12 protein-coding genes are annotated in these 12,222 nt (G+C 42.1%); 5 read left to right on the forward strand and 7 right to left on the reverse strand.

All coding sequences use genetic code 11. The features are described 5' to 3' along the window. The first annotated feature begins 45 nt into the window (after window positions 1–45). Window positions 46–513: a winged helix-turn-helix transcriptional regulator gene (locus ND16A_RS03915; protein WP_033078730.1), complete on the forward strand. Its 468-nt coding sequence runs from the start codon at window positions 46–48 to the stop codon at window positions 511–513. Between the two features lie 175 nt (window positions 514–688). Next, window positions 689–976, forward strand: coding sequence for an Lpp/OprI family alanine-zipper lipoprotein (locus ND16A_RS03910; protein ID WP_033078731.1), 288 nt, complete (start codon window positions 689–691; stop codon window positions 974–976). 172 nt (window positions 977–1,148) lie between these two features. On the opposite strand, the gene ND16A_RS03905 is transcribed toward ND16A_RS03910, so the two are convergent. Further along, complete coding sequence (locus ND16A_RS03905) at window positions 1,149–2,054, reverse strand: L,D-transpeptidase family protein (RefSeq protein ID WP_033078732.1); 906 nt, start codon at window positions 2,052–2,054, stop codon at window positions 1,149–1,151. 133 nt (window positions 2,055–2,187) lie between these two features. Between ND16A_RS03905 and ND16A_RS03900 the strand changes: the two genes are divergently transcribed. Further along, window positions 2,188–2,955 (forward strand): class II aldolase/adducin family protein, encoded by a 768-nt coding sequence (locus tag ND16A_RS03900; RefSeq protein WP_033078733.1) that lies wholly within the window; start codon window positions 2,188–2,190, stop codon window positions 2,953–2,955. Between the two features lie 118 nt (window positions 2,956–3,073). Continuing rightward, the gene (locus ND16A_RS03895; protein ID WP_033078734.1) at window positions 3,074–4,249 is read left to right on the forward strand and encodes a mandelate racemase/muconate lactonizing enzyme family protein; all 1,176 of its coding nucleotides are present in this window, start codon (window positions 3,074–3,076) and stop codon (window positions 4,247–4,249) included. Window positions 4,250–4,269: 20 nt separating this feature from the next. Here the strand turns inward: ND16A_RS03895 and ND16A_RS03890 are convergent, their stop codons facing one another. The 5 genes from ND16A_RS03890 to ND16A_RS03870 form a co-directional block, all read right to left on the reverse strand. Further along, on the reverse strand, window positions 4,270–5,124 hold the full coding sequence (locus ND16A_RS03890; RefSeq protein ID WP_033078735.1) for an amidohydrolase family protein: 855 nt from the start codon (window positions 5,122–5,124) through the stop codon (window positions 4,270–4,272). Between the two features lie 17 nt (window positions 5,125–5,141). Next, window positions 5,142–5,870 carry an SDR family NAD(P)-dependent oxidoreductase gene (locus ND16A_RS03885; RefSeq protein WP_033078736.1) on the reverse strand — a complete coding sequence of 243 codons (729 nt, stop codon included), beginning with the start codon at window positions 5,868–5,870 and terminating at the stop codon, window positions 5,142–5,144. Between the two features lie 51 nt (window positions 5,871–5,921). After that, window positions 5,922–6,680: an NRDE family protein gene (locus tag ND16A_RS03880; protein WP_052073253.1), complete on the reverse strand. Its 759-nt coding sequence runs from the start codon at window positions 6,678–6,680 to the stop codon at window positions 5,922–5,924. 40 nt (window positions 6,681–6,720) lie between these two features. Beyond that, a complete protein-coding gene (locus ND16A_RS03875) occupies window positions 6,721–7,944 on the reverse strand; it encodes a threonine/serine ThrE exporter family protein (protein WP_033078737.1) in 1,224 nt (407 codons plus the stop codon). A 204-nt stretch (window positions 7,945–8,148) separates the two neighbouring features. Continuing rightward, window positions 8,149–9,954, reverse strand: a complete 1,806-nt coding sequence (locus tag ND16A_RS03870; protein WP_033078738.1) for a DUF885 domain-containing protein — start codon at window positions 9,952–9,954, stop codon at window positions 8,149–8,151. 194 nt (window positions 9,955–10,148) lie between these two features. Here ND16A_RS03870 and ND16A_RS03865 point away from each other — a divergent pair, with 194 nt between their 5' ends. Continuing rightward, window positions 10,149–10,571: a DUF3010 family protein gene (locus ND16A_RS03865; protein ID WP_033078739.1), complete on the forward strand. Its 423-nt coding sequence runs from the start codon at window positions 10,149–10,151 to the stop codon at window positions 10,569–10,571. A 56-nt stretch (window positions 10,572–10,627) separates the two neighbouring features. Here the strand turns inward: ND16A_RS03865 and ND16A_RS03860 are convergent, their stop codons facing one another. Then, window positions 10,628–11,968: a hypothetical protein gene (locus tag ND16A_RS03860; protein WP_033078740.1), complete on the reverse strand. Its 1,341-nt coding sequence runs from the start codon at window positions 11,966–11,968 to the stop codon at window positions 10,628–10,630. Window positions 11,969–12,222: the final 254 nt, after the last annotated feature.

The following is a 12,222-nucleotide window of genomic DNA, read 5'->3' on the forward strand; positions in this document are numbered from 1 at the left end:
TAAATGTGAATATGTACACTAGAAAATATTGGTGGTAGTGAGTAAATGAGACCCCTTGATCGTATCGATTTGACCATTTTAGACATTTTGCAGCGTCAGGCTCGAATTTCGAATGTTGAGCTGGCAAAACAAGTGAACCTGAGCGCAAGTCCTTGTTTAGACAGAGTAAAGCGCTTAGAAGCGGAAGGTTACATAAAGCGCTATGGCGCCGTATTAAATGCACAAATGCTCGATATTAATATGTCGGCATTTATTCAGGTAACGTTAGATAGAACGACTGCCGATGTTTTTAATTTATTCAAGGCGGAAGTGGTGAAGGTTAAAGAAGTAGCCGAGTGTCATATGGTCGCTGGCGGTTTTGACTACTTATTAAAATTACGCATCACTAACATGCATAATTATCGAGATGTGTTGGGTATGATCGTTGAATTACCCGGAGTATCGCAAACTCATACCTATGTGGTCATTGAACAGGTAAAAGAAGATTTAGGTTTGCCGGTGTTATCCGACTAATCATAACAATTGCTTGCTAGGGTCAACAGACCCTAATGCTTGGGGAATAATACAAGCCTTTAAAAAATAACAATAAAAAGCTGAAATAAAATTTATATATGCCATACTCACTACAGAGTGAAATTATTGTTTAGATTTCACTCTCGGTTAACTAATGAATAAATGGAGTCTCAGGATGAATAAGAAACTTATTACTCTTTCAGGAGTGGTATTAGCACTAGGTTTAACTGGTTGTGCTAATAATGATGAATTGAATCGAAACATTGCTGATTTAAATACCAAAGTAGATAGCTTATCTATGCAAGTGAATAAATTATCTTCGGATCACGCTGCAATGAAAGCGGCAACTAAAAGAAGTGCTGCAGATGCCGCAGCTGCCAAAGAAATGGCTGCCGAAGCTGCCGCGGAAGCTAGCAAAGCAAATGAGCGCTTAGATATGGTTGTTAGCTCTTATAAGAAGTAATGACTAAATCAGCAATCCATGAATTAAAAAAACGAGCCAAGGCTCGTTTTTTTGCACATGGACGTGCTTATATTCCCGAGCCATGGATGGTGGATAGGGGATGATTGCACATATACGTGCTTATATTCCCGAGCCATGAATGGTGGATAGGGAGGGTTTAATTCAAGGAGAGTTATTTAATTTCTACCGGCAATCCTGTTGGCTTGGCAATTATGGCATTCAATAATTCAATATCGTCTGCATCACTGCCGATAAATTTTTTCACCCCTTCGGATATTGGTAACAAACTTGGCACCACACCTTGGTTATTGGTTAACGGTGAATGTATTTCTATCACCCGTTTATTCGGTGCCTGATATGCCATTTTTATCGGATGATCGACAATCTTTACTTTCGTTCCTGGTGCTGCTTGTTTAAATAACCATTCAATGTCTTCCGGGTTCATGCGGACACAACCCGAACTGGCGCGCATGCCGATACCGAAACGTTGATTGGTACCATGGATCAAATAGGCACTGGTGCCAATTCTCATTGCATAATTTCCCAACGGGTTATCAGGCCCTGCCTTGACCATTCTCGCCATTTCTACCCCGTGTTTTTTGAAGTAATCTTTGCGATGATCTGCGGTAGGAAACCAATTGGGATTCGTTCTTTTTTCGGTGATTTCGCTGATCAGGGTCGGTGTCATATGGCCAATTTTGCCGATACCCACAGGAAAAACGTGCACAGAATTTCTTTGCTGATCAAAGTAATAAAGGCGTAATTCCGATAAGTTAATGACGATACCGTCATGTTCACCAAAAGGTAAAATCAGTTGTGTCGGGATTTCCAATTCAGTTCCCGGCTCCGGTAACAGCGGGTCAATACCAGGATTGGCTTCCATCAGGGCTAAAAAACCGACGTTAAATGCCTGGGCAATCTGTTGAAAAGAATCGCCTTTTATTACGGTGTAATTGGTTTTTTCACCGACTAATCGGTTATTATTGGCTGGAAGTTTATATTCGATGGCCAGCGCAGGTTGGATAATGGCCTGCAGCAAAAAAACAGTTAGTACAGTTGAGAATACTTTATTCAACATTGATAAGTTCCAAAAAGTGATTATCAGAGGAAATCGATTTAAACTTGTGACTATCAGTTTACTCTGCCATTGGCTGGAATTCCAGTTAAGCACTATATATTAGTATAAAGAAAAATTCATAAAGGAAATCTAAGTGATTGATTTAATTGTTAGAAATTTAAAAAATAAAGTTTCTAAAGAAGAATGGCAAACTCGTCTTGATTTGGCCGCTTGCTATCGCCTGGTTGCTCACTTTGGTTGGGATGATTTAATTTATACTCACATATCGGCAAGGATCCCCGATAGTGAACATTTTTTAATCAATGCTTTTGGTGTCGCCTTTGATGAAGTGACGGCCTCAAATTTAGTCAAAATAGATATTCATGGCAATATTCTTGATGGCGGTGAATTTGAAATAAATCCGGCTGGCTTTACCATTCATAGTGCTATCCATGAAGTTCGCCATGACGCGATGTGTGTCATGCATTTGCATACTAATTCAACCATCGCGGTTGCATCGCAAAAGCAAGGGTTATTGCCATTAAGCCAGTATTCGATGTTCGCTATGGCAACCATGAGTTACCATGATTATGAAGGTCTGGCGGTGAATCCGGCGGAGAAAAAGCGTTTGCAGGACAATCTTGCCAGCAATAATCATTTACTGTTAAGAAACCATGGTGGCTTAACCTTAGGCGCAACCATTGGCGATGCGTTCATGCGTATGTATGATTTGAATCGTGCCTGCGAAATACAATTGATGTTACAAGCCAGTGGTGAAGAATTAGTGTATGTAGAGCAACCCATTGTTGATAACATTCTTAATCAGGCAAAAATCGTTCACACCGGCTCAACCGGCGGTCAAAAATCCTGGCCAGCGATGATGCGAAAAGCATTTCGTCTAGACCCCAGTTTTGCGGAGTAAGAGTAAAGAGAAACGAGAAACGAGTCTCTCGTTTCTTCTATAATATATACCCAGTAATGACGATTTAACCCGCTATTATTTAAACCACACTATTGAATACACAAACCCCGGAGCATCCATGAAAATAACCCGCGTAGAAATTTTTGATATCGAGTGTCCTGACCGTCCTGCCTGGAACCCGGTTTTTATTCGTGTGCATACTGATGAAGGTATTTCCGGGGTAGGCGAGGCGGGCCTTGCTTATGATTGGGGGCACAGCGCGGCGGCGGCGATGATCAAAGAGATTGCAGAAGCCGTGTTAATTGGTTTTAACCCGTTCCAAACCGAATTGCTATGGTCAAAAATGTTGCGAGAAAGTTTTTGGGGCTTAGGTGGCGGACCCGTACTTTATTCGGCAATGAGTGCTATCGATACCGCGCTATGGGATATCAAAGGTAAGGCGTTGGGGGTTCCGGTTTATCAGCTCTTAGGCGGTAAAGTAAATGATAAACTCCGGACTTATGCCAGCCAGCTGCAGTTTGATTGGGATAAAGAATGCAAAAAACTTATCGAGCCAGGCGAATATGCCGAAGCAGCACTAAAGGCGATGAGCGAAGGCTATGACGCGGTCAAGGTTGATCCTATCGTCTATAACAAAGATGGCAGCTCATCGTTTGATCGCACCAAATTATTTACCCGACCACAAATGCGTTTATTTGGCGACCGACTGCGGGCAATAAGAGATGCGGTTGGTGATGACGTAGATATTATTTTTGAGTCACATTCCTTAATGGGCGCAGCATCGGCCATTCAAATGGGCAAAATAATTGAAGAAGTCGATTGTATGATGTACGAAGAACCGGTCAATTATTTAAATCCGGCGGTTCATAAAAAAGTCGCTGAAAATGTTAATGTGCCCATTGCCGGTGGTGAACGTTTGTACCATCGCTGGGATGTGCGTCAGTATTTCGAAGATCAAAGTATTGATGTGTTGCAACCCGATGTTGGTTTATGTGGTGGCTTTACCGAAGCGAAAAAAGTATGCGATTATGCCGATGTTTATGACATTCGTATTCAAGCCCATGTCTGTGGCGGTCCGGTAGCAACCGCAGCGTCATTACACTTAGAAACGGCGATACCTAATTTCTTGATCCATGAACACCACACGTATGCGATAAAGAGTTGGAATCGTGAATTGTGTATTCAAGACCCGCAACCGGTAAATGGTTTCTTCCAGGTATCAGAACAGCCGGGCATAGGTATCGAGCTTAATGACGAAGTGGTGATGCGTTCGCCGCGAGTGGAAGTGAAGTAATTTTTATACTGGCCAATTTACTATGATAAATTGAGTTGGTAAATTCTATTGGCGTTTTGGTAACAAAGCGCCATTACTGTTTGCTCTGAAAAGTGCGGTGCATTTCGCAAATTTTGCCAAAGCTGTTGGTATTCGCTACTGAATAAAGACAATGGAAAATTACTGGCAAGCATCACTCTGGCTTCCGCAAAAATGTCTATGATTTGACTAATGCACAATAGCGCCTGATCGAATTGCCAGCTTCTATCGCGCATTTCCCAACCTGAGCATTTAATAAAGCAATGTTCAAAACTTGCTAATGCCGTTAAGCCATAGCGCAAATTTTTCGAAACCGTGTTGCTGTGTGACATGCCACAGTGTTCAATTATCAGGGCTAAATTTGGTACTTGTTGCAAATGACTTACCAGCAACTCTATCACCGCGTTGTCGCTGCAATCACATTGCAGTTCAAATATCAGCTGCTGTTTTTCCAGGTGTTTTAAGTTTTGTAACACCCGTGGCTGAGAAAGAATTGCGATAGCTTGTTCATCTAAAATATGGCGAACGCCGATAAATGCCGAATACTGTTGTAGAGTATTGATTTTATCGGCAAAATTTTTGCCGGTAATGTCAGCAAAGGCAATGCTCTTAAAGGGTAATGTACATTGCTCTGCCAGCATCGCCAATTCAAGCTCAGGTTGTTGATTATTAAAGCCGGCTTCAATATGGACAAAGCCGGCTAAGTTAAGCCCTTTGGCAAGTTGTAAATCAGCCTCAGTAAACGATTTATTGATGATGCCTTTGTCTGGCCAATGCGGCGAATTTGTCGGCTGCAACCAGTGATAATCACCGAGTTCAAGGTTGAACAAGTGCAGGTGAGGATCAATTATATTCATATGATTTGGCTACGGTCTTAACCGACAGTGTAGCCGCCATCGATCACTGGCAAACTGCCGGTGATAAATGTCGCTTTGTCGCTGGCTAAAAATAACGCGTATTGTGCCACTTCTTCTGGTTGGCCTAAGCGGTTTAATGGTTGCAGCGCTTGTTCTGCCTGGTGCACTTCGGCCTTGATAGCACCACTTCTTTGACAATAGTTATCTATCGCCTGATGATACAAAGGGGTTTCTATGGTACCCGGGCAAATGGCATTGGCGCGTATATTAAATTGGGCGTAATCTAAGGCGGTGGTTTTCGCCATTGACGCCAGTGCATGTTTTGATAAGTTATAGGCAAATGAATTCTGTTTGCCAATAATGGCCTGATCAGAGGCAATATAAATAATGGCACCATGTTGCTGTTGCTTCATTATGGGTAATACTGCCTGCGTCGCGGCAAAGGCGCCTTTTACATTGATGGCAAATACGTTATCCAGCATTTGCTCAGAGGTATTTTCGATATTTGCCGATTGATGAATGCCGGCATTGGAAATTAACACATCAATTTTTCGGTTGTCAGTGATAATTTTCGCCATTGCACTTGCCACTTCGCTCTGACTGGCCATATCGCAATGAATAAAATGGCCAATCTCACTGTGGCTAATATCCAGATTGTACACCTGGTAGCCAGCATCGATAAAGGCTTTAACTATTGCTAAGCCAATGCCAGAAGAACCACCCGTTACTACACAAATTTTATTCATTTTATTCTCTTTGTTGAAACTAGGGTCAACAGACTCTAGCACCTGCTTTGATTAATGCGCTAGCGCAAATTGTTTTTTGTTGAAAATTTCAGCTTGGGCAGTATAGCTTTGCTCATAAAAATCTACACTACCACCGACATGCTTTAATATTATCGAGGTAGAGCGGGTGCCATAATCGCTTGATTTGATAAAGATGCTCGATAATTTTCGCTCCCAATCAAGGCCTACGCCGGTATCGGGCAGTAAATGGTCGGGCGCCTGAGTTGGATCTTGCATAATGGCAAATAAATGCTCAGGGTTTAACGGTTGTTGCTCGCTAATTAATTGTTCCAGTAATTGCTCGCCCTTGGCCATTTTCGGCCACACGTCATCCATGGCGCCATTGCATATGGCATGAAAGCCACTGCTTAATTCATTGGTTTGTAATGATTTGCTGTTAAAGCAATATAAATTACCACGTTCGGTAAAAATCAAATTAAATGGATTGTAGTGCTTGGCATTAGCGACTAACCAGTCATGATTCGTGTGTGCTGAGCTTTGCAGCGCGAATTTAACCAATTCACCTCTGGACTTTGCTTTTGGGTTCAAAGCGTTTGTGCCACGGATATTGGTCAGCGCCGAAAAGTCACCGTGTTGATTAAGCCCGAGCCAAGTGCCATTTGCCTGTAAGTCTTGACCGGCGAGAATGCTTGGTTGTTCATCCCAAAAATACGCAGACTTACTTGGTCGTGGATGAAACTCATCGCGATTAGCGGCGATGACTAAAGGGTAGTCTTTATGCTGATTAATGGCGATGAATAATATGCACATATTTTACCTCTACATTAATACCAATTCTATTAAAGCTGCACTAAAGTGAGCTTTTCGGTCGGATCACCACATTGGCAAAGATTAAGCCGGCAACCAGAGACATAAAAATTAAAAACGTTTGTGAGCCAAGTTGCTCGGTCTGCACTATCTCACTGCCAATGACCATTGAGCTTAAACCGATATAGACTTTTGAGCCGGGCACTAATACTACCAAGCCTTGCAGCATCACCACAGTGGCTGGTGCCTTTAAAAAACGGGCAAACAAATTTGAATAAATACCGACGGCAAAAGAACCAACAAAAGCACTTAAGGCAACACCAACATAGGTGGTCGCCCAATAACTCGAACCAAAGGCAATAAAGCCACATAACACGCCCCAAAAGGCATGTCTTGGCCGAGCCTTAAACATTATTACCAGTGACATCGAAAGGATTAATACTGCTATCCATGCAGTCCACGACGGCACCGTTGCTACCTCGACTCTTTCAATGGTACCCCATAATAATTGCCCTAAGGTTAAACCCAACACCGCGCCAAAAAACAGCTTAAACATGGTCATGCTAGCGTCCATGATTTTGGCGGTGCCTGAGAGTAAATTGCGTTCAGCCAGTTCACTTAATCCGGTGGTTAATGACAGCCCGGGAATGAAGACTATGATACCCGACAGTATGACCAGTGGTGTGTTAATCGTTGGATCAATGACCGCAATCGCACTGGCAAATAATGCCGCAACAATACTCGCTAACGGCTCTAATGCATTCGCCACACCTTTCGATTTCTCAGACCAGAGTACCAGGAGAAATACCACGAAACCGATGCCGGTAGACCAAAATACATCATTCCAGGAGGTGTGCATTAATAAAGCAAAGGCGCCGGACGAGGCTCCAAAGCCTAAAAAGGTGAGAAAATTTGAGTACGGGGAAGGCTTATTCGGAATTTCATTTAAGCGTTCGATGGCTTCCGCTAAGGTTCTTTGGCCCGAGGCTAATTCATCAACCAATTCATTGGTACGTGATAATGCCCCTAAATCGATATCGCCAGGCTTTACCCGAACAATAAAGTTATAGTCCTGATTGTCTTCAATGTTGAATAACACAAAGGTCATTGATGTCGGGGTGATCACAAAAGAAGCCTGGATTTCCAGAAATCGAGAGACACTTTTTAAATGGTTTTCCAAACGGTAGGCAGTGGCCCCAAATTGATGCAATAACTTACCTAAGGTAATGATAAAATGGCGTTTTTGCGTAAACGAATCGGGCTTCAATGTGTGTGTTCCTGATAAATGGCGGTTCTGGTAAATGCTTATGGGCTTAATTTTACTCTGAATTTTCAAATAAGGTTAACTTTTTCTTGGAAAAAACTGCCTTCAGCCAATAAAAAAACGGGAATAGATTAATACTATTCCCGTCATTAAAATTTATGTATTGCCGATTGCAGAGTGGCCCATTCGCTATGCCGATTGGTATAACTATTCGGCGAGCATCATTTGACGAATAATGGGTACCGGCGCACTACCATAACTTAAAAATTGATTATGAAAATCAGTCAAGTTGAAAGCTTCGCCCTGTTTCGCTTTTAGTTCTTCGCGTAACTCGTAAATTTCAGAATAACCGGTAAAATAACTGGTTAGCTGTACTTGCGACAACGTCGCACGACGCCATTTTCCACTTGCTTCCGCTTTCTCCTGGAACGCCTGATTCATCATCATATCCAGAGCCTGCTCTTCGGTTAAGCCATTAACCTGGATGGAGTAATCGATGATCGAATTCATGATCACCCGCAAATTCCATTTGTAATACATTAACCAAAGCTCAGGTTCAAAATCGCCATAACCCTGTTCCAGCATCATCCGTTCGGTATATACCGCCCAGCCTTCCACCATGGCACCGTTGCCAAAGATAGATTTCACCAACGACTTAGACTTATTGCTGTGTACTAATTGGGTATAATGGCCAGGTACGGCTTCATGAATGTTTAATATCTGCAGCAACCAATGGTTGTATTCCCGTAAGTAGCTTTCGGCTTCTTCGCTGTTGTAATGATCAAGCGGGGTTACGTTGTAATAGGTATTGGCTTTGGCGTCATAAGGTCCTGGAGCATTGATAGATGCGCCAGCAAAACCGCGTTGATATTCTGGTGTCTCACGCACCACTAACGGTTTATCGGCATCCATGGTCAGTAAATTATTATCGATTACAAATTTTTCTAACTCAGGAATTTGCGCGCGAATACTGTCAACAAATTTATCGCGTTCAACGTGTTTGACCGAAATGTGATCAATTAACTGCTTTACTGCCACTAATTTGTCAGCAGGCATGGCCTGCTCGGCGAAATATTTTGGCCATAACTTGTCGGCAATTTTTACCATTTCGCCATGTACGCGGCTTTTGTCTTTTTGCGCTTTTTCAAACAATTGCTCGGCGGTTAAACTTGAATAGATGTCTAACGCAAATTTCTTCTCATAAAGATCGCTGCCGATGCGAAAATCTTTGGCATTGCCATTGGCTTTAAGCGCTTCGGCTTTCGTTTCCAGCCAGCTGATATAACCGTTTATCGCCGCTGAGGCCTCGGCTAAACGGGAAGTAAAGTCGGTCTTTTCTGCTTCGCTTAAACCAGACTCTGTCATCGCGGTGTGCAAGCTATCTTTGAATAAGCCTAAGGCGCCTTTATTTTGTTGTATCGCTAATTCGGTATGTGGAATGGTAGGGTTAGTGATATTGGCTTTCGCTGCTTGGTAATACGCGGGGATATTTCCCATGCGTTTAAAAATGGTGCGTAAGCGTTCATCTTTACTCTTGTAATCGGTATTTAAAATCACCCCAAACACACCGGCTACGTTGTAATTAGCCGGATTCCATTGGTGCGATTTAAATTCTTCAACGTTGAATAACAGCGATTGCAACTGGTTTTTCAAAATGTAGTAATCGCTGGCATTCGACGCGGTTAATTTCTTCACATCAAAAGCGAGCAAAGCCGCTAGTTGTGCCTTAGCAAAGCTCAACTCTGCAGCCAGGTTTTTGGCATCGGGCACCGGCAGTTGATCATCATATTTATAATAACCGACATAAACGGCATAGCCGGGATTGTATTGCCAGAACTGTTCAATAAACTCGCCACTAAATTGTGCAAATTCTTGGTTTAATATATCAACCGCGCTCGCTGTTGGGCTTTCTTGGCTAGCTTTTACCGCAGGTACGGAGGTCTCTTGCTTGGCTGGCTCAGAACAACCGACGAGTGCGGCAACAATAGCCACTGAAATTAAATGTTTTTTCATAATAAACCTTTGTTATATTTTTATGTCTATACCTTGCCAATAAGTCACTGTTTTAGCAAATTAATTTAAAATATTTATTTTGCTAACTGGCAAGTGGCTGTTTATCAATTTATAGATAGTTGCATTTGCAAGGCGCTTGGGTATGTCGTCACTTTCGATTATAATGCTGCGATAAACCAATGTAAGGAGAAACCATGAGAGTTTGTGGTGTTGAAATAAAAGGTGATGATGCCATTATCAGCCTGGTTGCGTTAGAAAATAATTTGTACGATATTCCACATTTGCGAGTGCCTAAAATCTCATTAACTAAAGGAGCTGAAGCGGAGCATATTCAAAAATTTCAATTTGCGATAAAGAAACTGGTTGAAGATTATAAAATTGATGCGATCGTTATCAAAGAGCGCGCCACCAAAGGCAAATTTTCTGGTGGCTCACAAGGCTTTAAAATGGAAGCCGCGATCCAGTTAATCGACGGTCTGCAAGTGGAACTCGTGCGCAGCAATATCATTAATGAAAAACTGAAAAAAGCACAAGTGACTATCGATTTTCGCGATACGGGCTTAAAACAATTTCAACAAAATGCCTTTGAAACCGCATTCACGTTTTTTAATCCATAGCAGTATTATTAAATCAAAAAAAACAGCGTTATCGCTGTTTTTTTTTGATTTAATAATTATTTTAACTCAATACTGATGTGGTAAAAGTGACGTTCTGCAGCAAAGCTTGCGCCAGCATTGTCTTCTTCTGAATATTCATTACCCGCGGCATAATAATTTACGTAATCTTCATAATCGTTAGTGTCATAACTGCGAATTAAGCTGACAATAGTGCCTTTAATACCAGTGTCACTGCTAATCACACCTTCATGGCCATACAAGCCGTTAACAATAGGCAGCTGGCCTGCAATCGGTCCGTATATGGTCCACCTGGCTGGCATATCTAATTGGCTTTCAGGGTTTTTGGCGCGATAATCAAAGGTAAATATCGCCATTTCATGCTTACTGACCGAAGAATAATTGTAGCGGCCATCATCTTGAATTTCGGTTAATCGGTCTAAATCGATATCGGCTTCATCAGTGCTTGGATGCAGATCAAGCGCAACATTATAATTTTTGCTGTAAATCAAATGTTCACTGTTAGACTTTACTTTACCGAACAGGTTTGAGTATTCTTCAAAAGTAACGCCAGCCTTGCCGGCATAAGTCGTGATGTCGCTATACGCATGATTATCAAAAATCAGCACGCGGCCACTTTTTTCCGCAACTTCGGTGCTGAAATGTCTTAAGCCATTAAAAACCTGATCACTTTCCAGCTCTGGATTTTTAGCCGATATTTGTATTTCTGCGGCGGGGGAAAGCGCTAGCATATCGGTAAGGCCAGTGCCAAACCCTGATGACGCGGTATTTTCCAGACTGTTGGTCGGTCCTTGTACCGTGAACGAGTGCTCAGGCCACGCTGCGGCAGTACCACGACATGTAGTAACACCAATAAATTTCGTTTGCGACCCATCTATTTTTTCATGGCTGATATAGTTTGCAGAACTGCCAGCTTGGGTTAATTCATTAATTTGAGAGTGTGAAACTATGATGTCGTTGGTTTGACATTCACAACTGCTATCATCGATTAAACCACTATGGCTCGCATAAAATTTGGCTGCAACTGTGCTACTTGCTTGATAATAACTAATCGCCTCGATACCTTCATCTTCACTTTCATGCTTGGCTTTTGCGACTAGGGTATAATTGATTTTTTTAAGCTCGGTGGTAAATTCAATCATGCCTTGGGCATTGGCTTGGTGGGTACTCAATACTTGCCAGTCGGCATCTTGCAAGATTAACTCAACATCACTGAATGGCGTTTCTACACCACAATTGTTAGTCAGTACGGCTTGTAAAGAAAAATTGTAACTCACCGGAGGTTTATTAGTGTCATCATCACTGCTACTACCGCCACTACCACAGGCAGAAAGTAAAAATAGACTTGCTAAAGAAAGAAGAGGAATAAATTTAGACATAACTAATCCATAGTTTATATTTTTATTGAGTGCAGGCGAATATCCGCGCCTGCTTAGCGCAGGTGTTACTATACCTTTTCAAGAGAAGAGAAAAAACCAAAATTAAGATAATAATTGTAACCAAAAACAAGCACAGCATATTTTAATCCCTGACTAGGGTCTGTTGACCCTTGCGGTACAAAAATGCACAGCAAAGGTCAACAGACCCTAGTACCTAACTCTGTCAGGGAGAATAATACTAATTTGCCTTAGCC

Source organism: Thalassotalea sp. ND16A, assembly GCF_000764205.1.
GTDB lineage: Bacteria > Pseudomonadota > Gammaproteobacteria > Enterobacterales > Alteromonadaceae > Thalassotalea_A.